General features: G+C 69.3%; 14 protein-coding genes and 2 pseudogenes. 10 read left to right on the top strand and 6 right to left on the bottom strand.

What is annotated here, in order from left to right; all coding sequences use genetic code 11:
* Positions 1–11 precede the first annotated feature (11 nt).
* From BF93_RS20045 to BF93_RS19330, 5 genes are all read left to right on the top strand, one after another.
* Positions 12–2,036, top strand: a complete 2,025-nt coding sequence (locus BF93_RS20045) for a hypothetical protein (protein ID WP_232226298.1) — start codon at positions 12–14, stop codon at positions 2,034–2,036.
* The gene (locus BF93_RS20040) at positions 2,027–4,963 is read left to right on the top strand and encodes a hypothetical protein (RefSeq protein WP_232226297.1); all 2,937 of its coding nucleotides are present in this window, start codon (positions 2,027–2,029) and stop codon (positions 4,961–4,963) included. The genes BF93_RS20045 and BF93_RS20040 overlap by 10 nt, the downstream gene beginning before the upstream one ends.
* Complete coding sequence (locus tag BF93_RS09255) at positions 4,960–11,610, top strand: DEAD/DEAH box helicase (RefSeq protein WP_038372193.1); 6,651 nt, start codon at positions 4,960–4,962, stop codon at positions 11,608–11,610. The genes BF93_RS20040 and BF93_RS09255 overlap by 4 nt, the downstream gene beginning before the upstream one ends.
* Entirely contained in the window at positions 11,607–14,138 is a 2,532-nt protein-coding gene (locus BF93_RS09250) for a UvrD-helicase domain-containing protein (protein ID WP_038372191.1), read from the top strand. Before BF93_RS09255 ends, BF93_RS09250 begins: the two co-directional genes overlap by 4 nt.
* A 154-nt stretch (positions 14,139–14,292) precedes the next feature.
* A complete protein-coding gene (locus BF93_RS19330) occupies positions 14,293–16,014 on the top strand; it encodes an AAA family ATPase (RefSeq protein WP_084148421.1) in 1,722 nt (573 codons plus the stop codon).
* Between the two features lie 38 nt (positions 16,015–16,052).
* Here the strand turns inward: BF93_RS19330 and BF93_RS09245 are convergent, their stop codons facing one another.
* The 4 genes and pseudogenes from BF93_RS09245 to BF93_RS09230 form a co-directional block, all read right to left on the bottom strand.
* Positions 16,053–16,283 carry a PTS sugar transporter subunit IIC gene (locus BF93_RS09245; protein WP_198025399.1) on the bottom strand — a complete coding sequence of 77 codons (231 nt, stop codon included), beginning with the start codon at positions 16,281–16,283 and terminating at the stop codon, positions 16,053–16,055.
* Positions 16,284–16,386: 103 nt separating this feature from the next.
* Positions 16,387–16,758: pseudogene (locus BF93_RS20295) on the bottom strand (PTS sugar transporter subunit IIB); the annotation flags it as partial.
* On the bottom strand, positions 16,751–17,161 hold the full coding sequence (locus tag BF93_RS09235; RefSeq protein WP_038372189.1) for a PTS sugar transporter subunit IIA: 411 nt from the start codon (positions 17,159–17,161) through the stop codon (positions 16,751–16,753). The gene BF93_RS09235 and the pseudogene BF93_RS20295, both read right to left, overlap by 8 nt.
* Positions 17,162–17,305: 144 nt before the next feature.
* Positions 17,306–18,016: a GntR family transcriptional regulator gene (locus BF93_RS09230; RefSeq protein WP_038372187.1), complete on the bottom strand. Its 711-nt coding sequence runs from the start codon at positions 18,014–18,016 to the stop codon at positions 17,306–17,308.
* A gap of 282 nt (positions 18,017–18,298) precedes the next feature.
* On the opposite strand from BF93_RS09230, the gene BF93_RS20290 reads away from it, so the two are divergent.
* The 4 genes and pseudogenes from BF93_RS20290 (at position 18,299) to BF93_RS19770 (ending at position 21,355) form a co-directional block, all read left to right on the top strand.
* On the top strand, positions 18,299–18,700 hold the full coding sequence (locus BF93_RS20290; protein ID WP_084148420.1) for an IS1096 element passenger TnpR family protein: 402 nt from the start codon (positions 18,299–18,301) through the stop codon (positions 18,698–18,700).
* Positions 18,613–18,834, top strand: a pseudogene (locus BF93_RS20285) (IS1096 element passenger TnpR family protein); the annotation flags it as partial. The gene BF93_RS20290 and the pseudogene BF93_RS20285, both read left to right, overlap by 88 nt.
* Positions 18,835–19,118: 284 nt before the next feature.
* The gene (locus BF93_RS19775) at positions 19,119–19,628 is read left to right on the top strand and encodes a hypothetical protein (RefSeq protein ID WP_051486778.1); all 510 of its coding nucleotides are present in this window, start codon (positions 19,119–19,121) and stop codon (positions 19,626–19,628) included.
* A 98-nt stretch (positions 19,629–19,726) separates the two neighbouring features.
* Positions 19,727–21,355, top strand: coding sequence for a homing endonuclease associated repeat-containing protein (locus BF93_RS19770; RefSeq protein ID WP_038372186.1), 1,629 nt, complete (start codon positions 19,727–19,729; stop codon positions 21,353–21,355).
* A 280-nt stretch (positions 21,356–21,635) separates the two neighbouring features.
* Here the strand turns inward: BF93_RS19770 and BF93_RS09215 are convergent, their stop codons facing one another.
* Both BF93_RS09215 and BF93_RS09210 read right to left on the bottom strand, forming a co-directional pair.
* On the bottom strand, positions 21,636–23,945 hold the full coding sequence (locus BF93_RS09215; protein WP_038372185.1) for a sodium-translocating pyrophosphatase: 2,310 nt from the start codon (positions 23,943–23,945) through the stop codon (positions 21,636–21,638).
* A 153-nt stretch (positions 23,946–24,098) separates the two neighbouring features.
* Positions 24,099–24,941 (bottom strand): patatin-like phospholipase family protein, encoded by an 843-nt coding sequence (locus BF93_RS09210; RefSeq protein ID WP_232226294.1) that lies wholly within the window; start codon positions 24,939–24,941, stop codon positions 24,099–24,101.
* Between the two features lie 552 nt (positions 24,942–25,493).
* Between BF93_RS09210 and BF93_RS09205 the strand changes: the two genes are divergently transcribed.
* Complete coding sequence (locus BF93_RS09205) at positions 25,494–26,273, top strand: CPBP family intramembrane glutamic endopeptidase (protein ID WP_198025394.1); 780 nt, start codon at positions 25,494–25,496, stop codon at positions 26,271–26,273.
* The last annotated feature ends 122 nt before the right edge of the window (positions 26,274–26,395 follow it).

The following is a 26,395-nucleotide window of genomic DNA, read 5'->3' as shown; positions in this document are numbered from 1 at the left end:
GGAGGACCCCTGTGGCCATCAGCGATGCCCTGTACATCGTCGAGGACTGGATCAGCGAGCACTACTTCGTCTCCGAGGACCGGGCCGGCTCCTTCGCCGCCCGCACTCGCGCCCTGATGGACAGGTGGCGCGAGACGTCCGAGGAGACCCCCTCGTGGCGCAGCCCCCGTGAGCGCTTCACCAGCTCCCGCACCGCCCTGCTCTCCCGCCTGCTGGACCTGCAGGCCGATGCCGCCGCGCTGCCCGAGCAGGCCGCGAGCGCCGAGCGCCGTGAGCGGCTCGCCGAGCGCTCGATCGACGTGGCCGATGCCCTCCGCGCGATCCTCTGCTACACCGACGACCCGACCGACGGCACCGCCCCGGTCCCCGAGCGTTGGGAGGTGCACGTCACCGGTCCGCTGCGTCGATACGCGACTCGTGGCGTGGGCGAGGCCCCGCTGGCGATGCTCGACGCCCTCGCCGCCGAGGACGTCGAGGACGTGCTGTCCAAGCACGCCGGCCACCTCCCGGCCGATGTGGTCCTGCACGAGGGCACGGAGCAGGAACAGGTCCTCACCACCGTCCCGCAGGTGCTCTCCGCTCTGTCCGTGGACCGCGATGCCCCCGAGTTCCTGCTGGTCCTGGCCGGCCGCTACGCGGTGCTGACCTCCTCCCGGCTGTGGCCGCAGGGCCGATACCTGGTGGCGGACATCCAGACCATCGCCGAGCGGAACGACCTCAAGCGCGGGGGAGAGGTCGAGCGGATGCTCGCCGCCCTCAGCGCCGACTCCCTGGCACCGGATGCGAACTCGCAGATCTGGTGGAGCGAGACCGTCGCCGAGTCGATCAGCAACGCCGTGGGCGTCTCCGCGGACCTGCGCGACGGGGTCCGCGAGAGCATCGAGATCATCGCCAACGAGGTGCTCGAGCGGCGCCGCGCCCAGAGGCTCGAGCCGCTGCCGAACGAGCAGGCACAGGTCCTGGCCCTGCAGGCGCTGCGGTACCTGTACCGGATCCTGTTCTTGCTGTACGCGGAGGCGAGCCCGGAGCTGGGCATCCTCCCCGTGGGCACGCAGGAGTACCAGGCCGGCTACTCGGTGGACCGGCTGCGCGACCTCACCCAGCGGGAGGTCCCCCTCTCCGCAGCGGACGGCACCTACCTGTACGAGTCCCTCGACCTGCTGTTCCGCCTGGTCAACACAGGCCACGGAGCCCCGCCAGAGGAGCTCGAGGAAGGGAAAGCCGCCCAGCACGGCAGCGGAACCCTCGTCTTCGAGAACCTCGAGGCGGACCTCTTCGCCCCGGAGCGCACCCGGCTCATCGACGAGGTGCAGCTCGGCAACGCCGCCCTGCAGAAGGTGCTCGAGAACCTCCTGCTGTCCAAGGAGAAGAAGGGCAAGGCCCGCGGCTTCATCAGCTACGTGGCGCTGGGCATCAACCAGTTGGGAGCCGTGTACGAGTCGCTCATGAGCTACACCGGTTCCTTCGCGGACCAGGACCTAGTGGAGGTCGCGCGCAACGGCGACCCGAAGAACGGCTCCTGGGTGGTGCCGGTGGATCGCGTGGACGAGTCCATGCGCCCCCATCTGGTGATGGTCGAGGACGAGTACGGCGAGAAGACGCCGCGCACCTACCGCCACGGCGAGTTCGTCTTCCGCCTCTCCGGTCGCGCCCGCCAGCAGTCCGCCTCCTACTACTCGCCGGAGGTGATCACGAAGTTCACCGTCTCCCAGGGGCTCGCGGAACTGCTGGACCCCGTGGTCAACGAGGAGACGGTGCTGCCAGAGGGCGCCGAGGTCTTCAAGGATCAGGACTTCGACAGGCACCCGATCCGCCGGCGCCGCACCACCGCCGCGGAGATCCTCGAGATGTCGATCTGCGAGCCGGCGCTCGGTTCCGGCGCGTTCGCCATCGAGGCCGTCCGGCAGCTGGCGGAAGAGTACCTGACCCGCCGCCAGGCCGAGCTGGACACTCGCATCGACCCGGACGAATACGCGCAGGAGCTGCAGCGCGTCAAGGCCTACATCGCCTGCACAACGTGTACGGGGTGGACCTGAATCCGACCGCGGTGGAGCTGGCGGAGGTGTCGCTCTGGCTGGACACCATGGCCCCCGGGCTGAAGGCACCGTGGTTCGGCCTGCGGCTGCGCGCCGGCAACTCCCTGATCGGTGCCCGGCACAGCATCTATTCGCGCGCCGCGCTGGACACGCAGCGCCTGAAGGACGTCGTCCAGACATCGCCGCGGCCGCTGCCGGTGACGACGGTGCGGGACGACCCGGCCGGGGACGGCAAGCGGCCCAGCGTCTCCGGCGGGATCTTCCACTTCCTGCTGCCGGGGGAGGGGTGGCTCGCAGCCGCTTCCGACACGGAGATCAAGAAGCTCGCCCCGGCGCAGGCCAAGGCCCTGCGGGACCACGCGAAGGGCTGGGGAAAGAAGCTCACGAAGACCCAGCTGGAAATCCTGGAGGAGCTGTCGCAGCGGGTGGAGGAGCTGTGGAACCTGGCGCTGCGCCGCGTGGTCGCGGCGGAGGCCAATGCCCGCCGCGCCATCCCCGTGTGGGGAGCGGAGACCACCGAGGGCGGGGAGGTGACCCGCGCCCAGATCGAGCAGAGCCTGAACGACTCGAACTCCTCCTACCAGCGGCTGCGTCTGGTGATGGACGCCTGGTGCGCCCTGTGGTTCTGGCCCGTCCTTCCCGATGATGAGGTCTCGCCCCCGACCTTCGAGGAGTGGCTGGACACGCTCCAGAAGATCCTGGGCCGCAGTCTCGAGGTCGTCGCGCACAAGGGCAAGAGCAAGGGCCCAGGTCCCGCGCAGATCGCCGTGGATGATGTCCGCACCTGGCAGGGACTGGACGCCATCGAGTCGATGTTCTCGGTGAGCGGCGCGGCGAACATCGACGTGTTCACGGCCGAGACCCCGTGGCTGCAGCGCGCGCGGGACGTCGCCCGGGAACAGCGCTTCTTCCATTGGGAACTGGACTTCGCCGCTGCGTTCGATCGTGGCGGCTTCAACTTGCAGGTGGGGAACCCACCGTGGGTACGGCCGACCCTAGACGTACCCGCGCTGCTGGCGGACTTTGACCCGTGGTGGGTGCTTGCGAACAAGCCGAGCGAAGTGGAGAAGATGGAGCGTCGAGAATCCACGCTCGCGCGTGGGGGCCCTGCACAGTCGCTGCTGCTCGGCACTAGAGATATTTCGGCGACAGCCGAGTTCGCGGGAGCCAAATCGATGTATCCCGAGCTGGTGGGGACGCAGCCGGATCTCTACCGCAATTTCATGGCGCGCACGTGGGCCCATTTGCGGGACGGTGGGGTGGTCACGCTCATCCACCCGGCATCACACCTTACGGACGCGCGCGGCTACTCGCTGCGTGGAGCGACCTTCTCGCGGCTGCGGCGGCACTGGCGGTTCATCAACGATCTAAAGTTGTTTCGCGAAGTTCACAATCTGGTCGAATATTCGATCAACGTCTACGTGAATGCGTCGGACGTTGATTTCCTGAGTGCGGTGAGCGTATATCATCCGGCAGTCATTGAAGGATCTTTGCGACATGACGGTCACGGGCCGCAGCCTGGCTTTAAGGATGTGGAGGGAAACTGGGACCTAAGTCCGCATCGAGCTCGCATACAGCGGAACGGGCGGCGGCAGCTCGAACTGTGGCACGCACTCATGGAATCCGGCGACCCGGAAGTGCCATTCATTCGGAGTCGGATGCTCTCTAGCGTTAATGGGGCGTCCGCGGGGACACTCGCGCAGCTCGCTAAGGTCGCGTCGATCGGTGGTATGACGCCGAAGTTCTCCTCCGGGTGGCACGAATCTGGAGGCCGTCGGGCCGGGCACTTCGAGAGCCGCTGGGGTGCCCCGGAGTCGTGGCGCGACGTGATCCTTCAAGGGCCGTATTTCGCTGTGGGTAATCCGTTCGCGAGTGCTCGAAATAAGACGATGTCCAGTAATCGAGACTACTCGGCCGTTGATCTCGAGCGGCTCGCGCCGGACGCCCTGCCGATCACGGAGTACAAGCCGATCTACGGCACGCGCATCGACGAGACGGGCTCCGAGGTCGCGGACACGCGCCGCTACGACGCGGACTACGGCAAATGGGTGCTCTCCTATGACCCAGTGGGAAAGCCCGACAAGACGACGCCTGTGCGAGATCACTACCGGGTTATGTGGCGCCGGATGGCGGCCACCACGGGTGAACGAACGTTGATTCCTGCTATTTTCCCGCCTGGAGCTGGGCATGTGCACCCTGTCCATGCAATAGGGTGTTTTTCTGGCTCGATCGCGGAATTGGTTCTCGCGGCAGCGTCTATGTCCAGTCTTGTTGCCGATTTTGAGATTCGTTCTACGGTGTCGGGAGATATTCACAAGGATGCTGTAGATCGTCTTCCGCGCATCCTCTCCAGCCACCCCCTGGCCCCCACCGCAATCCTCCGCACCCTCCGTCTGAACTGCCTCACCACCGCCTACGCGGACCTCTGGCGTGACTGTTTCGATCCGTCTTTCGCCGCCGACTCCTGGACCTGCGGCCTGACTCGACCAAACCGCCCGGCCCTCGGCGACGTCGGCCCCGAGTGGACCGCCGCGACGCCGCTGCGCATCGACGAGGACCGCCGCCAGGCGCTGGTGGAGATCGACGCGATCATGGCGATCGTCACCGGGATTTCCATCGACGACCTGGTGACGATCTACCGCACCCAGTTCGGGGTCCTCAACGACTACGACCGCGGCGAGGGCAAGAAGGCGTACATCTTCGACGCGAACGGTCGGCAGATCCCCAGCTCGGTGCGCACCGCCTGGAACAAGGCGGGCCGCCCCGAGACGGGCCTGCCGCTCGAGGACCGCACTGCCGTGCACCCCAGCGCCACCGGCACGGGCCGCACCGTTGTACACGAGCAGCCGTTCCGGATCCTCGACCGCGAGGCGGACATGCGCACCGCCTACGCCGAGTTCCGGCGACGCATGGAGGAGAGTTCATGACGGAGCTGCTGCCCACCCGGCAGGCCGCCGACCTGCGGCGGGCCGTGCTCGACTACGTGACCACGGCGATCTCCCTCGCCGACCCTTCCGTGGGCACGGCCCTGGACGCCTTCCTCGAGCACGAGGATGCGGGCATCTTCCAGGGGCCCTACATCCGCACCCGCCTGCCCTTCGCCGCCGGGGTCAACACGAAGGAGGCTCGTGCTCTTGTCCCGAGCCTGCCGGAATGGTTCGCGCCCTACGCTCATCAAGCGACCGCGTTCTCCCGCTTGACCACGAACCCGGCCGTGCCGGGGGAGCAGGACGAGCACGGGCTGCGCCTGCCGCTGCCCACCATCGTCACCACCGGCACCGGCTCCGGGAAGACCGAGTCCTTCCTGTACCCCGTGCTGGATCACGTGGCGAGGGCGCGCAGCGCCGGGATCGGGGGGATCAAGGCGCTGATCCTCTACCCGATGAACGCGCTGGCCAACGACCAGGCCGGGCGACTCGCCCAGGCCATCACGGGCACCCCCGCCTACCGGGGCATCGCCGCCGCCCTGTACACCGGCGAGGCCTCCGCGCAGTCCTCCACGGTCGTCACCGAGAAGAGCCTGATCACCGACCGAGAGATGATCCGCGGCAGCGTCCCGGACATCCTGCTGACGAACTACAAGATGCTGGACCAGCTGCTGCTGCGCCGCGCCGACCGCCCCCTGTGGGAGGCATCCGCGGCCTCGCTGCGTTACCTGATCCTCGACGAGTTCCACACCTACGACGGCGCCCAGGGCACCGACGTCGGCATGCTGCTGCGGCGCCTGCGCCTGGTGCTGGACACCGTCGCCCCCGGCCGCGTGCACATCACTCCGGTCGCCACCAGCGCCACCCTGGGCGACGGCGACGACGCCGCCGCGGACATGCTCGAATTCGCGCAGACGGTGTTCGGCAGTCCCATCGGCCCGGACGCGGTCATCACCGAGACCCGCGTCGCGCTGGACGACTTCCTCGCCCCCGCGACCGCCGCGACCACCACGGTCCACGGGGCCCGCGCGCCCCTCACGCCCACCGCACCGACGGCTGAGGACTTGCGCGCCGTGAGCGCCCGGCACCTCGAACCCGGCACCGCGGTCGACGCAGACGCCCTCACCCGCGACCTCCTGGACGTGCTGTGGCGCAGCGACGACCCCGACGTCCCCGCGACCCGGACCGCCGCCGCCCACGGCTTCGCCGTGCGTGACCTTCTGCTCGCGCACGAGACCACCGGCACGCTCCTCGCCCTGACCACCACGGCCACGGCGCTCGAGGATCTCGCCCGCGCCGTCTTCTCGAACATCACCGACGACGCCGTCGCCCGCGGGTTCACCACGGTGCTGCTCGCCGCGCTCTCCCACGAGCGCGCCCGCGAGGGAGCGCCGCGCAACTCCTTCCCCTCCCTCGAAGCGCACTTGTGGCTGCGGGAGATCACCCGCGTGGACCGTCTCGTCGCCGGCGCGCCCGCGTTCCAGTGGTCGGACGCCGCCGGCGAGGAGAGCGGCAAGGCCCTGCCTGCCATCTACTGCCGTCACTGCGGCCGCTCCGGCTGGGGCGCGACCACGAGGGCCGTCGGGGACGACCTCGAGCTCACCCCGGACAAGATCCGCCAGGACGCCTTCCACAACAAGCAGCGGTTCCGCGCACTGATCCTCGACATCACCACCCGCGAGGAGGCCGCGGACCGTACCACCGAGGAATCCTCCCGCCGCCGTTATCTCAACCTCGACTCCGCCACCCTCGACGTGCACGGCCCCCTCGAGGACGACCCGGACCCGAACGTCATCCAGGTCCTGGTCTTCGCCGGCCTCGACGCGGGGGAGAAGGCGCTGGAGGACACCTGCCCCGCCTGTGGGGAGAAGGATGGCATCCGCTTCCTCGGCACCAGCCTCGCCACGCTCCTCTCGGTCGCGCTGACCAGCCTGTTCGGCACACCCGGACTCGACATGCGCGAGAAGAAGGCGCTGGTCTTCACCGACTCTGTGCAGGACGCGGCGCACCGGGCAGGCTTCGTCGAGGCCCGCTCCCACAGCCTCACCCTGCGCTCGGCGATCCACAGCGCCTTGCGGGCTGAACCCGCCACGCTCGACCAGATCGTCGACCGCATGATCGCCGCCGCCCAGGACGACGAGCAGCGCTACCGGCTGCTGCACCCCACCATCACCGACTCCGAACGGCTCGCCCCCTTCTGGCACCAGGATCCCCCTCGTCGCCGCGGCTTCCGCTCCGAGAAGCGGCACCGCGCCGAGGAGCTGGTCCGCTCCCGCCTCCGCTTCGACGTGGGCCTCGAACTGGGCCTGACAGGTCAGGTGGGCCGGACGCTCCTGCTCACCGGATCGGCCCAGGCCCAGGTCCGCGCCGCTGATCACGAACTCGACCAGGCCGCCGAGCGCGCCCTCGGCGCGAGCGCACCTCTGCTGGACGGGGACAGCGCCGCCCAGCGGCGCCGCTGGGGCCGCGGGATCCTGGAGCGCCTGCGCACCCACGGCGCGATCAGCCACCCCTGGCTGAAGAAGTTCCGTGAGGACGGCGGGCCGCTGTACCGGCTGTGGGGCGGCCGCCCTGAACGGGACGTCATGCCCGCCTTCCCGCCCGGGCGGGCCATCCCGCAGCTGCCCAGCATCGGCCCCCGGGGCAAGACCTGCGAGTTCGAGGATGCCGCCTCTCGTGGCAGCTGGTACGCCGACTGGACGGCCCGTGCCCTGGGTCGGGACCGCAGCACTGCCGCGACGTTCCTGCGCCCTCTGCTGGACGAGCTCGTCGAGCTGGGGATCCTCGACGCGGTCCCGGCCGGCCCCGGCGGGCAGCTGCGCAGCTTCGCCGTGCGTCCCGATCGCCTCGAAGGCTGCCTGCCCAGCACCGCCACGGCCGATGCCGAGGCTCCCACGCCCTCCCTCAGCTGCTCCGAGTGCCGCGAGACCGTCACCGGCACCACGCACAGTCTCACGCAGCTTGCCGACGGTCCTTGCCTGCGCTTCCGCTGCCCAGGACGTCTGCGCCCGCACGGGATCCGTTCCACCTACTACCGATCCCTCTACCAGGGGGACATGCGGCGCGTCGTCGCCCGCGAGCACACCTCCCTGCTTACCACCGAGGACCGCCTCGCCCACGAGACCCAGTTCAAGAACAGCTCCGAGGACCCGGGCGCCCCCAACGTCCTGGTCGCCACCCCCACCCTCGAGATGGGCATCGACATCGGCGGCCTGTCCACCGTGCTGCTCGCCTCGGTCCCGAAGACCGTCGCCAGCTACCTGCAGCGCGTGGGCCGCGCGGGTCGCCTCACCGGCAACTCCCTGGACGTCACGCTGGTCGCGGGCCGCGGCCGCACCGCGGGCCTCTTCTACGACCCGCTCGACCTGCTCAACGGCACCGTCCGCGCCCCGGGCGCGTACCTCTCGGCCGAGGAGATCCTCCGTCGCCAGTTCCTGGCGTCCGTGATAGATGCCCTCTCCGGGGATGAGCGCATCAGTCCGCCCGCCCGCACCACACCGATCCTCGCCGACATCGGCCCCGGCACCTACCTGGGACATGTCATCGAGGAGATGCAACAGCGCGGCCCCGCGTACGTTGACCGGTTCCTCGCGCAGTTCACGATCGGTGCCCACGCCTGGGACGGCCTGACCGAGCAGGCGCGCGACACGCTGCGTGCCTGGGCGCTGCCCGACGCGGAGGGCCGCAGCGGCCTCGTCATGACCATCGAGCGCGCCGCCGGCGCCTGGCGGGACAAGCGGGACGAGCTGCGCCGCCGGCGCGCCCGGATCCAGGCGAACCTCGACGAGCTCGAAACCGTGCCCGACCCGGAAGCACGCGAGGAGACCCGCCGCGTGCTCGAGGCGGAGAACTTCCTGATCTCCGCCGAGCAGGAGATCCTCGGAGACGAGACCGTCATGACCGAGGAGGAGCGCGAAGCGGAGCGCCGTCGCCTGCGCGGCACTGCCGGGCGCCTCAGCGCCGAGGCCGCCGCCGCGGACTCCGCCCACTGGATCGGCGTGCTCGAGATGCACGGCCTGCTGCCCAACTTCACCCTCGTCGACGACGCCGTCGCCCTCGAGGCCACCGTCATCTGGCAGGACGACGACGGCACCTGGCAGCACGTCGCCGCCAGCTACGGCCGCTCCGGCATGGCGGCCCTGACGGAGCTCGCTCCCGGGGCGCACTTCTACGCCCACGGCCGCGAGCTCGTGATCGACGCCGTGGACATCGGCGTGGGCGGCAGCGGACTGCACCGCACCGCCTTCTGCCCCCGCTGCGGCTTCGCCCACCGGTTCGAGCGCGATACCCCGCCCCGTTCCTGCCCGAAGTGCCGGTCTCAGGAGATCGCCGATGCCGGCCAGCACCGCGACGTCATCGACCTGACCCGCGTCTACTCGACCATGAACCGCAGCCGCACGCGAATCGGCGACTCCCGCGACGACCGCGAACGCGTCCGCTTCGAGACGGCCCTGTCCGCTTCCTTCCACGAGGCGACGCCCCTGCAGCGGTGGAGCGTGCCCGGCACCGGGTTCGGGATGGCCCTGGACCGCGGCACCACCCTGACCCGCCTGAACCTCGGCCGCCCCCACCAGGTCGCCGAGACGATCCGCATCTCCGGGCAGGACCGCACCGCCCCCGGCTTCCTCATCTGTCAGGAGTGCGGGCACCACGACACCGACACCGACGGCAACAAGCCCCAGGACCATCAGGTCTGGTGCTCGCTGCGCTACGAGCGCGAGGGGCGGAACGTCCCCGTGCTCCTGTCCCGCACCGTGCAGACGGAGACCGTGCTCATCACGCTTCCGGGCGAGATCCTCGAGGACCCCTCCGGTGCGCTGCTGCTCAACCTCAGCGCGGCCCTCCAGCTGGGCATCGAGACCCGCTTCGGCGGCAGCATCGGCAACGTCGAGCTCGACGTCATCGCACACCCCCAGCACAGCGGGAGCTCCGCGGTGCTGCTGTCCGACTCCATCCCCGGTGGCACCGGCTACCTCATGGAGCTCGCCTCCCCGCGCAGCGCCTGGGACATCCTCGTCGAGGCCCTCGACGCTCTCGAGGCGTGCCCCTGCCAGGACGAGGGCCTCGCGGCCTGCCACCGATGCCTGCTGCCCTACGTCCGTCCGGACGAGTACCCGCAGATGCGTCGTCTGGATGCGATCGAGGCGCTGCAGATCGTCCTGCGCGCCGATCGGCCGCAGAAGGGCGAGATGACCTGGGCCGTGGAGGAGAAGCAGCCCGAGTCCGTCTCCCCGTCCGAGTCGGCGCTCGAAGCGCGCTTCCGGCGTGCGTTCATGGCCGCCGCCGGCGAGATCGAGGGGGCCAGCGTGAGCACCCACGGCAGCTCCGTGAGCGTGCGCACCGCCAGCCGCACCTACACGCTCAGCGCGCAGGTCGATATCGTCGGGACGCGACCCGATTTCGTGCTCACCTGGTCCGGGGCCGATGTGGAGGGCATCGCGATCTACACCGACGGCCGCGCCTTCCACGCCACCAGCGGAAACAACCGGGTGGGCGACGACGCCGTCAAGCGCATGCGCCTGCGCCGCGCCGGCTACGTCGTCCTCACCGTCACTCACGCCGACCTCGAAGAAGATTCGGCCCGGCGCAGGGCCCCGAAGCGGGCCTACACCGCGCCCCTGCCGAGTCCGCTGGTCGAGGAGACCGTCCTGGCATGGTCGGAGGGGACCGTCACCACGCGCCAGCTCGCTCCGCTCCTGCGCGCGACGCCGATGGAGCTCCTCCTCGATGTGCTGCGAACCGGTCGCACCGACCGGCTCCAGCAGCTCGCCTACGAGCTGCCCCAGCTCCTCGTCTCCGCGCGGAATCGCAGCACGCTGACCAGCGCGGATCCGGACGAGGTCCAGGACCTCGCGAGCCATCTCCTGAACGGAAAGACCCCGGAGCCGTTCACTGACCCGACTCGGATGGCGATCGCGCGCCGCAGTGACGAGCTCGCCGCCATCGCCCTCCTGGGCGTGGGCGTCCGGAACCTCACGTTGGTCCTCGACGACCGCGAGGCGGCGATGCATCGGCCCACCTTCGAGGATTCCTGGCGCACCTGGGCGCAGATGGCGAACCTCGCCCAGGGGGACCCGCACGGCGGCACGCTGCGCTTGACCACGATGAGCCTCATCGAGTCCGGCATCGACGTCACCGTCGATGCGCAGCTCCCCGCAGCTGCGCCGAACGTCCCCGCACAGGAGCCCTCGAGACAGGGCGCGGACGCGTCACGCAAGCCGTCCGTCGCATCGTCTGCTCCTGGCGTTGCCGATGCACTCGCGGATGGTGCTCCGGTCGCGGACGCCGAGCACACCCGGCACAAGCAGCAGGCCGACTACATGGTCCTCGCCGAGCCCACGGAAGTCGATGCCAGCGGCCTTCCGCCCCAGTGGCAGGAGCCGTACGAGGAGGTCCTCACCGGTACCGAGCGCGCGATCATCGTGGCTGCCGCCCGGCTCGGCATGGACGTACCGGTGATCGGCGAAGAGTTCGGGCCGGGCATCCCCCTGGACATCGCCTGGCCGGACCTGCGGCGAGCCTACGTGGTGGAAGCACTCCCGCAGCGGGATCTTGCCGCCCTCGAGAGAGACGGCTGGAGGATCGTCGGACCCGGTGCCGACAATGTCCTCGAGGCCTTGGGACTGACGGAAGGAACTGCCCGATGAGCGACGGCATCATCTCCATCTCCGATACTTTCCTCGAATCGATACCGCGCTCTCTCCTGGGGCAGGTCACCTCGACCCTCAACCTGCTGCGCACCACTCCGGAGTCCCCGGGCTTGCATGTCGAGCCCATTTACCAGGCGGCCGATGACCGGATCCGCTCGATCCGCGTCAACAAGCAGTACCGGATCCTTGCGTTCCGGCTGAACTCTTCGGGCCAGGACCTGTGGCTCGCTGAGGGCGTCTACGACCACGACGACGCCTACCGCCGGGCCCGGAAGCTGTACCTGCGCATGAACCCGGTCTCCGGCACCACGGAGATCCGTACCGACGAGGACGCGCTGCGCGCCGGAGGCTTGTCCGAGTCCGAGGTCCAGGCGCGTGCCGCCGCGCTCGCCGCCGAGCAGCTCGCCGAGTTCCAGCGGCAGGAAGCTGAGCGTCTCGAGCAGGAGCGTCGAGCCGCCGAGATGGCAGAACCTGACGAGAAGCCGTCGGGGGCCCCTGACGCGGGGGAGCAGCAGCCGGGGTCATCACTGGCCCCTGCGGAACAGGCGTCGAGCGCCCAAGCGGGACCGATCGACCAGTCATCGGACGAAGACGGCGGGACAACGGAGCCGGCCGTGGACGGCGGGACCGGGAGTGTCGGCCGGTCCGGCCCCGTCCTCAGCGTGACCGCGCAAGAACTCATCGACGTCCTCGGCATCGACCCCGTCCTTGCGGCCGCAGCGGTCGAGGCCGATGAGGCCGCCCTGCTGGACCTCGCGGAGGGCGCCCGCTCCTGGCAGGGCTCCGCGCTGCTCGACCTCGCGACCGGCAAGACCCTCGACGAGGTACGCGAGGCGTACTTCACCGGAGTCAATGGCGGTAGCGATGTCGGGACCCCGTCCTCGACCGACGACATCGTCGAGTCGCTGACCGCGGAGAAGTCCCAGGCCAGCTACCACCTCATCGAGGACGACGACGCTCTCGCCAAGGTGCTCGCCTCCGGGAGCTTCGCCCAGTGGCGCATCTTCCTGCACCCTGAGCAGCGCACCTACGTCTATGTTCGCACCCGCGGTCCCTACCGGCTCACCGGCGGCGCCGGGACCGGCAAGACGGTGGTCCTCGTGCACCGAGCGGTGCGCCTGGCCCAGGAGGCGCAGGCGGAAGGACGCGAGGCCCGGATCGTTCTGACTACCTACACGCGCAACCTCGCCGACGCGCTCGAGGAGCAGGTACGCACCCTTGAGCCCGGGGCGCCACGCACGGACGTGCTGGGCCGTCCCGGGATCCACGTCACCGGCGTGGACCGCATCGCACATGGGGTGATCTCCGGTTCCCGCGCCCTCGCCGCGCCGATGCGCGCGGTCGTCGGCTGGGACACGCGCAGTCCCAAGTACTCGCGCAGCGCCCACGACTGGGAGATCGCGATCGCTGCGGCCGTCGCCTCCGGCGCGGTGCGCGACCGCACCCAGGCGCACACAAGCGCCGCGTTCCTCGCGGACGAGTACCGCGAGGTGATCCTCCCGCACCGGATCCTCGACGAGACCGGGTACCTCCGGGTTCCGCGCGGTGGTCGCGGGACGCGCCTGGGTCGCAACCAGCGCCGCGAGGTGTGGGCGATCGTCGCCGTGTACCGGGAGGGCGGCCGACGCTCCGCGAGCATCGACTGGGACGAGACCTCGGCCATCGCCGCTGCGGTGCTCGATGCGCAGGCCGAGGCGACGGGGGAGAGGCCCGCCGATCACGTCCTCGTGGACGAGGGGCAGGACCTGCGGCCTACGCAGTGGCAACTACTGCGAGCGTTGGTCGCCGAGGGCGACGACGACATGTTCATCGCCGAAGATTCGCACCAGCGCATCTACTCCAATCCTGTGAAGCTGGGCCGGTACGGCATCGGGATCCGCGGGCGCTCACGGCGCCTCAAGCTCAATTACCGCACCACCGCGCAGAACCTGGCCTTCGCGGTGAACGTACTGAAGGGCGGCGACTTCGACATCGCCGCCATGGAGGACGACGTGGACGAGACCGGCACCCCGCTCGAGCACGGCGGGGATCACGGCGTCTACCGGTCCGCCCGCAGCGGCCCCGAGGTGCTGCTGCTGCCGGCTCGTGACCTCGCCGACGAGCTCGAGCAGGTCGCCGCGCTATTGCGCGAATGGGCCGAGGAGATGGGCCCGGAGGAGGATCTCTCCACCATCGGCCTGTTGACCCGGTGGGCCTCGACCCGTGACCTGCTGGTGCGGGGCCTCGACGACCGCGGCATCCCTGTCGCCTCGGTGGACCGGAACGTCGCATATCGCAAGGGCGCGCCGCTGGCGATGACCTTCCACCGGGCCAAGGGCATGGAGTTCACCCGAGTGGTCCTGTTCGGCATAGATGCCGACTCGCTCGACGACCGTCCGGGCCGCAGCTATGACGAGCAGACTCATGAGGCGGCGGAACTGCAGGAACGGTCGCTGTTGTATGTGGGGGCGTCGCGGGCGAGAGATCGGTTGGCGGTGGCGTGGAGTGGGGAGGTGAGCGAAATGTTGAACGGCTCCACCGTGTAGGTCAATATGCTATCAACTATTGTCCCCAGAGTGACTGATGTGTTGATCCTGGGGGCAAAGAATCCATCCAGATCCACACAATGCTCTCGAATATATACGTAACCCCGCTAAGACGTTGAGTGGGGGAGGACTTCAAGCCCAGGAGGCAAGTCTAATGTATGTTAGATCGGTATCTATTCAGTGCTTCCGCGGCATTCAAGGCCCATTCACCATTGACTTTCCGGAAGCGCCGCCGCCGCCGGGATCTCTTACGCCACCACTTCTCATACTCGGATCGAATGGCAGCGGAAAGTCCAGTATCTGCGAAGCGATTGAGTTCGGTGTACGAGGGTCGGTGAGCCGTAGATATATCGGCGGCGAGAAAGATCGTCGTGAGCTCGCGAACTTGGTAACCAATCGCGCCCCCGCCGTGACTGTAGAGCTCTCGAACGGAGAGGTTTTGGCGCGAGGAAAAGGAGCAAAAAACCGACAGCCGCATGACGCATTCTCGATTGCTCCGCTAATCATCCGGCGTAAATCTGTTGAAACATTTTGGGGTGCGCCAGAAAAGTATCGCCTTGAAGTATTCTGGGACTACTTCAAGCCGAATGTTGCCGGATGGCGCACGCCGAGCGAGCAGCAGATTTTGGATTCCTATTGCGAATATGTGAAGTTTGGAAAACGGGACCTGCAGGACCTCAGAAACCTTGCAAGGCGGAAACTTCAATTAAAAGCCGTGCGTGAACCCCGAACGGTGAAGACTCTTGAATCGTTGCGGACTGATCTATTTCAGAGGGCCGCAAGCGTCCGCATGTCGCAGAAAGAACGGTTCGAACTTGAAGATATATGGCGAGACTTCGAATACTCGTTTCTCCGAATAATCGAAGGCCGCTCCCTGGCGAAGCAAATTGAAGAAAAGCCGGAGATTGATTACGAGAAACTGCGGTCGGTCATCGAGCCTGCCGGGAACGGGATTGCGTCTCAGTTCCGAGAAATTGCAAACATTCCTTGGATTGAAAAAGTTGAACTTGAAATAGTCGGCAAGTCGGGCTTGCGTGCCATGCTTGAGTTGTCGAATGGAACGAAAGTCAGTCCTGATGGCGTGCTGAGTGAAGCGTATCTCGATCTGCTGGCGTTGCTCATCCTGGTGAAGGTGCATACCGCTTCGGCAAATCTGGGCCAAGCGAAGGTGGTTATACTTGATGATGTTTTTCAATCAGTAGATGCACCATTGCGTCAGGGCGCGATGCATGCTATCGTTCGGGATCTGCCTGATTGGCAGCTGATAATAACGATGCATGACCGTTTATGGTCCGAAATTTTGGTCAAGTCGCTTTCTGCAGAACTCGGCGTCAAGCCACACTTGCTGGAATTGCGTCGAGAACCGGGGGCGGTGACGCCACACGCGAAGACATTGAATCCAGGAATGTTGAGCGATTTACAGTTCGTTAAGGAGCACCACGGTAGTCCGGTGCTGATGGTGGCCACTGCAGGGCGCGTCCTTGAGGCGATTCTTGAGCATTTGTCGATGATCTTCCGGTGCAGGGTAAGTCGCGCCGTTGATGATAAGTACACCATAGGCGATCTGCTGGTGCCCGTTGTCGATGTTCTGCGGGCCAACTCAGACGAAAGAGTTCGCGACGCGGCAGGTCGACTCAGCGACCTTCAACAAAGAAGAAACTTGTTTGGGGCTCACTATCATCCGGAGGCCGATTCAATAAGCCCGGAGGAAGCGCAGCAGGTCGCCGAGGCGGTCGAAGTTATAGCCGCCTCAATGTACTGCGCGACCTGCGGCCGAATCATGAAGAAGGGTGGCCTTGAGGTAAAAGGTGATTCGAGGTCGGGTCTGTGGTCTTTTGAATGCTTGAAGCCGGCCCACAATGCGAGGTCGCGGTAGTTCACTTTGATCGCTTGGCGGAGAGCTGGGGGTGGCGTTCATGGATCCTTCGATACGGCCCGTGCCAGCAGGGCCGCGAGGAACGCAGGGATGAAGGTGGAGAGGAAGAACAGGATCGGAGGGATCCACATCATGAGCGTGACGCCGCGTAAGTCCCCGCGCGGTGCGAAATGGTCCGCGCGATTGTCGAAGTGCAGGTTGATGATCTGCCCCAGGACGCCGAGGGACTGGGCGAGCACGGCAACGAGCATGGCGATCGCGAGGGCCACGCCCACGCCCTCCCCGGAGAGGATGGCGAGGGTGGTGCCGATGACGCCAGTCGATCTCGACGCCCCGCGCATGCAGCGCCTCCAACTGGTCGAGCTCCTCGATGGTGACCGCGGTATGGTCGGTGAGCTTGATCCGTCCCTCACCGGCGCGCTGGCCGCCGATGTTCAGACGGGTGATGACCTCGCCGCTGGTCTCGATGAGGGCGCCGGCAACGGCCACGGTCTCCAGTAGGACCATGACACAGGACTTCTGGGCCGTCGCGAACTTCCGGACGATCTCGCCGGACTCGGCGACAGTTCGGATGTAGAGGTCGACGCCGGACGGGGCGGCCATATTCAGGGCCATGGTCTGGGTCTTGTCGGACTGGGCTGCATCGTTGACGACGAGGATTGTGGTGGCGCCGACGACTGCGGTCCAGCCGATCGCCACCTGGCCGTGGATGAGGCGGTCGTCGACTCTGACGTGGTCAGTCATCGTTGTTCTCCGTGTTCTGGATGAGGGCGGAGATGTCGATGACCGAGTCCTTTCCCGCAGTGACGACGTGAGTTCCGGTCGAGGGTGTGAGCGAGGTGAGGGACTCGAGGACCATTGGGAAGTTCAGGCCGGCGACGAGGGCGAAATCGCCGTGCGCGATGAGCAGTCGGCTACAGATGTTGAAGGGGCTGCCGCCCTGGATGTCGACCAGGACGAGCAGGCGCTCCTGCTGTGCCCGTCCGGTGACCACGAGCTCGGTGAGCTGCTGCTCGGCATCGGCGTGGTGAAGGCCGGCGGTCATCTCGAAGCTGCGAATCCCGTCGGTGGCGCCGACGATGAGCCGCGCGCTCCGGATGAGGGCGGTGGAGGGGTCTCCGTGGGCGGCGATGAGGATGTTGGGCATGGCTGGGCCTCGCCTCCTGGGCGTTTTCGGGCAGGGTTGAGGGCGTGACGGTGGCGCAGAGTTTTCGGGTGCGACGAGGCGCCCCGATGTCAGGGTGGTTCAGAACAGGGCCGGCACTGTGCAGCCCCGGGTCGGCGCCCCGGGTCACTCGGGGTTCAGGGACTCCCGATTGACGATGCGGACGGTCCGCACGTCGCCTCGCGTGTATTCGTAGGACCACCACAGAGGTCTGCCTCGCTGGTCGTACGAGGGGCCGGAGGTGCGCAGCCAGGGCTGCGTCGGATCGGTGGCGAACCGCTCCTGGATCTCAGGGGGCAGGTTCGCGGCCGAGACGTCGACCACCGAGTTCCGCACCGAGCGGCCGTGGCGATCGGCGATCTCGCGCATCGAGGTGTGCCAGTCGACGGCCTGCCAATCCGGCACATCGGAGGGGTTCAGCAAGTTGATCGCGTAGGTCAACAGGTCGTTGCCGTCGACATATGCGCGCTGGACCTCGTGGACGTCGCCGTCTTGGTGGAAGAACGAGGACTTTTCCGGCTCCGCCGGCCGCGTCACGGCAGCGAGGATCTCGACTTGCGGCTGGTGGCCGCGTACTTTGAGGTAGCCACGCATGCTGCGGATCAGGTTCGCGGAACCTTTCATGATCGTCGAGGCGCCCGGGACGATGTATCGCCCCGAACCGCGCCGGACCTCGACAATCCCTTCCTGCTGGAGCATCGAGTACGCCTCGCGCACGGTGGTGCGGGAGACGTTGTACGTGCCGCAGCTCTCCGGCTCCGAAGTCAGCTTCGCGCCGTCGGGCAGGTCCCCGTGGAGGATCTGTCGGCGCAGATCCTCGTAGACCTGCTTGGTCATCGAGCTGGCCCGCAGTGGGTGCGACGGGCGTTACGCGCGGCCTTGCCCGTGAGGCAGGGAAGCAGTCCGACGTGAAGTGAAGATCTGGAGTGCTGTGTGCTCCGCACATGTCGTCCATCGAGACAACGGACCGGGTGAGCACAGGACGAACTTCGTCGTCGATCAAAGGCGACCGGCCGACCACTGGCCACTTTCTGATCTCCGTAAGATTTCCACACGCCTCGCGCCTCCGACGACGAACAGCCCGATCTCGCCCGCCTCCTCGGGCTCACCCCGGAGGAGCTGGCGCAGGCGGGCCCCTGGAGCTGGACTTCGGCCCGGCCCGCCCGTCCCGACCTGCGCCGCCCCGAACCGGAGGACCCGCAGGTCATCACGGTCCGCGTCGATCTGAACCACGCGACTCCGCCGATCTGGCGGCGTCTCGAGCTGCGCTCGGACCTCACCCTCGCCGATGTCCACGAGGTGCTGCAGCTCGCATACGGCTGGGCCGGGTACCACCTGTGGCGCTTCGCCGCGGGTGGGAGCCCCTTCGGGGGCGATTCCAAGCTGTTCCTGTGCCCGTTCGATGTCGAGGAGGGCGAGGACGACGGCATCCCGTGGGGGAGGTGCAGGTCGGCGAGCTGCTGCAGGAGCACGGAGATCGCCTGGAGTACGTCTATGACTACGGGGACGGCTGGGATCTGAAGATCGTCGTCGAATCCGTGCGGCCCGCCCCGGCAGATGCCCCGCCGGCCCGGGCGACCGGTGGCCGGCGTGCCGGTCCGCCGGAGGACTGCGGCGGCGTGCGCGACGCGCAGGGCCTCGGCGAGCTGCTCGAGGATCCCGCGGCTTTCGACCTCGCCGCGCTGGACGAGCAGCTGCGCACCGGGCTCCCCATCCTGCGGGACCCCTCCGAGTTCACGCCGCCTGCTCTCCTCGTCGAGCCGATGCGGACCCTGGGGCGCAGCGGCGCGGGAGTGGAGCTGCAGATCCGCGCCGCCCAGCTTGTCCTGGAGCGGAGGAGCCCGATGATGCCCCCGGCCCCGATGCCCTGCGGGCAATCACCTGGTTCCTCGAGCAGGCCGATGCCGAGGGCGGCATCCCGCTCACCGGCGCCGGATACATGCGCCCCGCCGCGGTCGAGGCGGCCTGCGCCGTGGTGCCCGCTATTGAGGGCTGGCTCGGCGCGAACAATCGCGAGCTGCAGAGCATCCCCCTGCTGGAGTTCCGGGAGTCCCTGCAGCGGCTCGGGTTCCTGCGCAAGTACAAGGGCAGCCTGCTGCCCTCCCGGCGGGCCCGGGCGGCGCTGCACGCCGATGCGGTGCACGAGCTGGTCGTCGAGGCGCTGCTGCCCGCGACCGGAAGCTTCGACCACGCCGCCGGAGTGCTGCTGCTCGCCTATATCGCGACCACCGAGCCGGGAGCCAAGGTGCCCATCGATGCCGTCGCGGCCGCGGCGACGGAGCTCGGGTGGAGAGTCGACCACGGCCCGGTCCCGGCGGAGGCGATCCGCGACATGCCGCTCTGGGTTCTGCTGACCAACATCGGCCGCCGCCCCGGAGACTGGCGCGATCGCTTCGGGACCTTCTCCCCGGAGGCGACGACGATCGCCCGCGAGGCGCTCCTGCGCTGAGGGCCACGCGTGGAACGACCCGTGCCGCGTCGTCTGTCCCACCCCCTTTGCACACTCGGTGTACCGCATCCATCAGGGGAAGGGAAGGTGCGAGCACGATGACGATCACCGACATCGGCCGGCGCAGCATCGGCCGGCGGCAGGACGAGGACGCCCTGCACCACAAACTCATCGACGCGACCGCAGGCGCCACGGCTCTCGACGTCGACGCCGCCGTCGACCTCGCCCAGCAGGGCTACACCACCGGGGAGATCGCCGAATTCTTCGGCGTCACGCCCGCCCAGGTCGAGGCGGCGCTCGATGCCGCGATCCCGGGCGGAGCGGCGAGCGTCCGCGTCGCACTCCGCGGCCGGCTGCGGGCCTGGGCCGCGCGCACCGCCGACGACGGCTGGCAGGCGGCGGAGGGCGCCTTCGGGATCCCGCACGCGAACATCACCCGCCTGGTCCGCTCCCCGGAGCAGGACATGGCCCTCGCTGCGGGGGAGGGGCCCGAGGCCGATCGGCCGGGCTACCTGGACTCCGCCCTGTACGGCACCGCGCTCGAGGATGAGCGTGCTCGCACCTGCGTGCGCTGCTACGCGATGGGCGCGACCCTGCAGGAGCTGGGGGACCGCTTCGGAGTGACCCGCGAGCGGATCCGCCAGATCATCACGAAGCACACGCCGTGGAGCACGAAGGACATCTCCCGCACCCTGCGCGGCCTGCGCGAGGCGCGGGAGCAGGAGCACCGCGAGGCCGTGCGGGCCTGGTCCCTGACCAGCCCCGGCGACACCTTGGAGAGCGGGGCGCGCACCCTCGGCATGACCGAGGAGCAGGTGCGGGACCTGCTGGGCGCCCGGCGCAATAACCACCTCGCCCCGAAGGTCCGCCCCGCCTCCGTGGCGCGGCGCAGCGACGAGCAGATCCTCGAGGACCTGCGCGCCTACCACCGGGAGACCGGGAAGAGCACCGCCAGCGGCTTCTCTGCCTGGGCGAAGCAGCACGGCGTGCCCGGGAACCAGACCGCCGCCATCCGCTTCGGCACCTGGAACGAGGCCCTGCGCGCTGCGGGGCTCACCGCCGAGCGCGGCCGGCCCCGCTCCGCCCTGAGCGACGACGACCTGTGGGCCGCGGTGATCGCCGCGGTCGCCGCTCCGGATGGCGGCACCTCCAACACCAAGGTCGACGCCTGGCTGCAGCGGCACGACGGCGCGCCGTCCCTCGCCCTGGTCCGCCAGCGCCTGCCGTACCGCTGGTCCGAGATCGCGGAGATCACCCTCGCCGTGCTGCGCGGCGAGCCCCTGGACCTGGGGGAGGAGTTCAACGAGGCGTGGCGCGCCCGCGTCACCGCGCCGCGGGACTGGAACACGGCGGCGCCCGAGCCCTCGCCCGCCCAGCACCTGCGCGATGCGATGGCGGGCCTCGGCGACAACCTCACCATGGCCGCCTACCGCACCTGGGCGAGCGCCCGGCACCGGCCCACCGTGCAGACGCTCCTGCGCCGCAGCGGCCTGACCTGGGGCGCCCTGGTCCGCGAGGCCGGCGGGATCGCCGGTGGGGCGAAGCCCGAGTGGACCGACGCGCACTGCCGCGAGGCCGTGCGGGAGTTCCGCGCCGCACAGCCTGGCGGCGGATCCGAGGCGTACGCCCGGTGGGCGCGCGAGTGCGCTCGGCCCTCGCTCGCCACAGTGATCAAGCGTCTCGGGTCGTGGCGCGAGGCGGCGGCGGAGAGTGGGGTGCGGGGATAGTCGGCTCGCGAACTGCCCGTCAACAGCCTTGAACCCGCGCTCCGGCCCGGGCGCTACGAATGGACAGGTAGAGCGTACGTGCCGCTTTCCACCGACACTCGGAGACATCTCAACCCGCGCATTCTGTCGAGGTATGACGACCACCGGCAGTCGCCTACTCCGTGCCGTGCACGATGCGGGAATGCGTCAGAACCAGCATGCAGAGCGCGCGCAGGAGTCTCCCGACGTACCGGGCTGACACCTCTCGGCCCGATGCCGAGAGGCGTCCGCCCCACCCGCCTCAGCCCCCGGACCCCTCCACGATCCGCGCCGGCTCCGCCTCGTCGTCCCCGGCATCCTCGAGGGCGACGCCGCGGCGGATCGAGATGGTCACGGGCACGGCGATCGCGACGATCGCGACGGCGGCGATGAGGTAGCGCAGCGGGTTCGGGTCCCCGCTCAGCGCGCTCATGCCCACCACGGCGGGGGCGATCAGCACGGCGACCAGGTTCATCACCTTGATCAGCGGGTTGATGGCGGGGCCGGCGGTGTCCTTGAACGGGTCGCCCACCGTGTCGCCGATGACGGTCGCGGCATGGGCCTCGGAGCCCTTGCCGCCGTGGTGGCCGTCCTCGACGATCTTCTTCGCGTTGTCCCAGGCGCCGCCGGAGTTCGCGAGCAGGATCGCCATGAGCACGCCCGCGGCGATCGCTCCCGCCAGGTAGCCGGCCAGAGCCGGCGCGCCCAGGCCGAAGCCGACGGCGATCGGCGCGGCCACGGCCAGCAGCCCCGGGGTGGCGAGCTCGCGCAGGGAGTCGCGGGTGACGATGTCGACGACCTTGCCGTACTCGGGCTTCGCGGTGCCCTCCATGATCCCGGGGATCTCCCGGAACTGGCGGCGCACCTCGAAGACGACGGCGCCGGCCGCGCGGCCCACCGCGTTGATCGCGAGCCCGGAGAACAGGAACACGACGGCGGAGCCGATGATCACGCCCACCAGGGTCTGCGGCGCGAACACGACGGCCTGGGCGAGGAACTCGTCGTAGCGCTCGCCCAGGACCTCGTGGATCGCGTCGGTGTAGGAGCCGAACAGGGCGGTCGCGGCGAGCACCGCGGTGGCGATCGCGATGCCCTTGGTGATCGCCTTGGTGGTGTTGCCGACGGCGTCGAGCTCGGTGAGGACCTGCGCGCCCTCCCCGTCGACGTCCCCGGACATCTCGGCGATGCCCTGGGCGTTGTCGGCGACGGGGCCGAAGGTGTCCATCGCGACGATCACGCCGACGGTGGTCAGCAGCCCGCAGCCGGCCAGGGCGATCGCGAACAGGCCCGTCACCCCGGCGCCGCCCAGCAGGAACGCGCCGAACACGGCGCCGGCGATGACGAGGGCGGTGAACACCGCGGATTCCAGTCCCAGGCCGAAGCCGGACAGCACCACTGTCGCCGCGCCGGTGCGGGAGGTCGCGGCGACCTGCTGCACGGGACGGTCCTCGGTGCCGGTGTAGTAGCCGGTCAGGTACAGGATCAGCACGCCGAGGGCGATGCCGATCGCGACGGATCCGGCGGCCACCAGGCGCGGGTCGTCGACGGCGGCCTGCGCATCGGCCATGCCCAGCTCCGCGAAGCTGCCGGGCAGGTACACGAACGCGGCCACCGCGCACAGCACGGCGGAGATGATCGCGGCCGAAAGGAAGGAGCGGCGGATCGTCACGAGCGCGCTCACCCCCGACTTCGGCCGGATCAGGTACAGGCCGATGAGCGCGGTGAGCACGCCGATCGCCGGGACGATCAGCGGGAACACCATGCCGCTCTCGCCGAAGGCGGCGCGGCCCAGGATCAGCGCCGCGACCAGCGTCACCGCGTAGGACTCGAAGAGGTCCGCGGCCATGCCCGCGCAGTCGCCGACGTTGTCGCCCACGTTGTCGGCGATGGTCGCGGCGTTGCGCGGATCGTCCTCGGGGATGTTCTGCTCGACCTTGCCGACGAGGTCGGCGCCCACATCGGCCGCCTTGGTGAAGATGCCGCCGCCGACGCGCATGAACATCGCGACCATCGCGGCGCCGAATCCGAAGCCCTCCAGCACGAGCGCCGCGTTCCCGCGGAACAGCAGCACGACCGCGCCCGCGCCCAGCAGGCCGAAGCCGATGGTCGCCATGCCCACGCAGGCACCCGTGCGCACCGCGATCATCATCGCGGGATCCCGCCCGGTGGTGTGCGCCGCGGCGGCCACGCGCACGTTGGCCCGGACCGCGAGCCACATGCCCAGGTAGCCGATGAGCCCGGAGAAGCTCGCCCCCACCAGGAACGCGACCGAACGGGCGACCCGCAGCACGACCGCGCCGCTGCCGTCGGTGCCGTGCACCGGCAGCAGGAACAGCAGCACGAAGGCGATCGCCGCGAACACGCTCAGGGTCCGCAGCTGGCGGCGCAGGTAGGCGGCCGCGCCCTCCTGGACGGCGCCGGCGACCTCGTTCATGGCGGGGGTGCCGGTGGCGGCGCGCAGCACCTCGGCGCGGAACCGCAGGGCCATGGCCACGGCGATCAGGGCGATCACCACGATCACGGCGACCGTGGTCAGGCTTCCGGCGGAAAGGGTGATGGTGTCGGGGTTCATGGGTCCTCCACACGTCCTCGTGCACTGGGTCCCGAGGCCGGACCGCACGTCCGCGGCCGACGGTCCTCGTGCGGGCACTCTACTCAGAGGCGACGACCGGGGGAGGGCTTTCCGGCTGATCGGCCGTCCCCGAGAGAGCGCCGACCACGGCGGTCAGCCCCAGAAGGCCGCGATCTCCTCGGCGAGCAGCGTCCCCTGCCGGTGCCCCTCCCGGGCGGCGTCCGGGCGCAGCGCCGCGGTCATCGCGGCGGCGCCGAAGAGGTGCTGGGCCTCCGGTCGCGGGACGACGACGCGGACCGCCGAGCCCTGGGCTCGCAGCTGCACGACCTGGTCCTCGAGGTGCGTGCCCCAGGCGCGCGCTTGGAGGGACCTCCCGCCCAAGGGCGCGAGGACCAGGACGCGCCCGTGCCCGGCGGCGAGGTCGGCGTTCTCCGCGCCGCAGCGGAAGCCGCCGTCGAGGAACCGCTTCTCGCCGACCTGGTACGCCGGGCCGCTGGAACAGCTCGCGGCGACCGCGTCGACGAGGTCGAGTCCGCTGTCCCGGTCCAGCAGCGCCTCCTCGCCGGTGCGGGCATCGATCGCGGTGAGGACGATGCGCCGCTGCGGCCACTGGATACAGGGCAGCCTGCGGGCGACGATGCTGCGCCATCGGGCGGAGTGCTCGGCGCCGAGCTCCGCGTCGTGCTCCATCGCCGCCGCGGACATCCGGCGGCGCATGTCCGGGAGGTCGGTGGAGGCCTCGACGACGGCGAGGATGCGGTCCAGGGCGGAGGGGGCACTGCCGGGCGCCGGGGCGGAGACCGGGGGAGCGGCCGACGGGGGAGCGGCCGCCGGGGGAGCGGCCGCCGGGGGAGCGGCCGCCGGGGGAGCGGCCGATGGGGGTGCGGCCGGCACCTGCAGCGCCCCCGGGTACAGCTCTGCGGGAGTCGCCCCGGCGCACTGCGCCGCGGCGGTCGCTCCGGCGGAGGTGCCGATGGTCAGATCCGCGCCGGTCACATCGGCGCCCGCCTCCGCGAGGCCGGCGAGGACGCCGATCAGCCACGCGTTGCCGGTGGAGCCGCCTCCGCCGAGGACCAGGGCGCGGCGGTCAGGGTCTGGGCGCCCTCCCGGGAGGTTCTGCGGCGACGGTGCAGGCGCAGGATCGGGGAGGGAGGGGGTGAGGGAGTTCGTGTGCAGGGGAGTCGCCTTTCGCGCGATGCGTGGACGGGGCTCCCGGCGGCGGCTGCGTCAGCCGCGCGATCGTGGACGTCGGGGAGCGCCCATGGGTGCTGCGGTCATGGGTCTCACCTCCTGCGTCGTGGTCACGATCGCACCGAGGGTAGCACCGCTCCGCTCGCGCCGACCTCGACTCACGCAGGCTGCCTGGTGGACGAAGGTCTCGGTGTCGCGGCGGAAGGTCTCGTGGATCCCGTCGGGGCTCGCGGAGCCCGAGGGCACGGCCGAGCATGGGATGACCCGGCATCCTGGCCGGCGGAACGACCGGAGGGCGACCCCGTGCTCGAGACGACTCCTGATGGCCCGACGCGCGCCTCGACATCGCCATGGGCGGTGATCGTCGTGTGGCTGCTCGTGTCCAGTGCGGCCGCCGTGGGCATGCTGTCCCTGCAGGAGCCCCTCGGCGTTCCCTCCGGCGTGCTGTCGCTGGTCATGCTCGCACCGGCGATCGGGGCCGGGGCGACCTGGCTCCTCGTCCCCCGTGCTCGGCATGCCGGCCTGCCCGCGGCGTCGACCGCACGGTTCCTGTTCTCCCTGATGCTGGCGTCGATCGCCGTCGGGGTCTTCGTCCTCGGCGTCCGCCTCGCCCGCGGAGAGTCGCCGGCGGTGCCCGAGGCGCTGGTGGATACGCCTCTCGCGCTGATCCTCGTCGCACAGCTGCTGGGTGCCGTGTGCGAGGAGGTCGGCTTCCGCGGGGTGCTGCTCCATCAGCTGCTCCGGAGGGTGAGCCGTCCGATCGCCGCTGTCGTCGACGGTGCGCTCTTCGCGCTCTGGCACGTCCAGTACTTCTCGCTCCCGCCGCTGCAGCACGCGGCGTTCGTCCTCGCGGCGATCGCCCTCACCGTCACGATGGTCTTCGTGATGACGGGGTCGTTCTGGCAGCGGATCGCGATCTGCAGCGTGATCCACCTGGGTGCGAACCTCGCCCTGGCGTTCACCGGCGAGGACGTGGTCGACATGACCGTCTTCGCCGCGATCTCCCTCGTCGCGGCGGGGATCCTCGTCCCCGCGGCGATCCTCCGCGACCGGCGGTCGATCCCTGCAGAGGGCCCGGGGCATCGTCGCGACGTCCTCGATCGGGAAGGAGAAGATCCCCCGAGTGCGATTCACTGAGAGGCGTGGCGGATGTCGCGGTCAAGGCCCACCAGCGACACGTGCTGGTCCTCCACACCGCGGCGCCGTGGGGTGGCGCTGTCCACAGGTGCTTGGGAAAATCCCAACCTCGGCGTACCGTC

Origin of the sequence: Brachybacterium phenoliresistens, from assembly GCF_000576425.1 — a bacterium.
Taxonomy (GTDB): Bacteria; Actinomycetota; Actinomycetes; order Actinomycetales; family Dermabacteraceae; genus Brachybacterium; species Brachybacterium phenoliresistens.
The sequence above is the reverse complement of the archived record's forward strand: the minus strand, read 5'-3'. Positions and strand labels throughout refer to the sequence as shown.

Coding starts and splice junctions, on each gene's coding strand:
- BF93_RS09255 (WP_038372193.1), top strand. CDS start 4,960: ATGACGGAGCTGCTGCCCACCCGGCAGGCCGCCGACCTGCGGCGGGCC.
- BF93_RS09250 (WP_038372191.1), top strand. CDS start 11,607: ATGAGCGACGGCATCATCTCCATCTCCGATACTTTCCTCGAATCGATA.
- BF93_RS19330 (WP_084148421.1), top strand. CDS start 14,293: ATGTATGTTAGATCGGTATCTATTCAGTGCTTCCGCGGCATTCAAGGC.
- BF93_RS09235 (WP_038372189.1), bottom strand. CDS start 17,161: ATGCCCAACATCCTCATCGCCGCCCACGGAGACCCCTCCACCGCCCTC.
- BF93_RS09230 (WP_038372187.1), bottom strand. CDS start 18,016: ATGACCAAGCAGGTCTACGAGGATCTGCGCCGACAGATCCTCCACGGG.
- BF93_RS19775 (WP_051486778.1), top strand. CDS start 19,119: ATGCGCCCCGCCGCGGTCGAGGCGGCCTGCGCCGTGGTGCCCGCTATT.
- BF93_RS19770 (WP_038372186.1), top strand. CDS start 19,727: ATGACGATCACCGACATCGGCCGGCGCAGCATCGGCCGGCGGCAGGAC.
- BF93_RS09215 (WP_038372185.1), bottom strand. CDS start 23,945: ATGAACCCCGACACCATCACCCTTTCCGCCGGAAGCCTGACCACGGTC.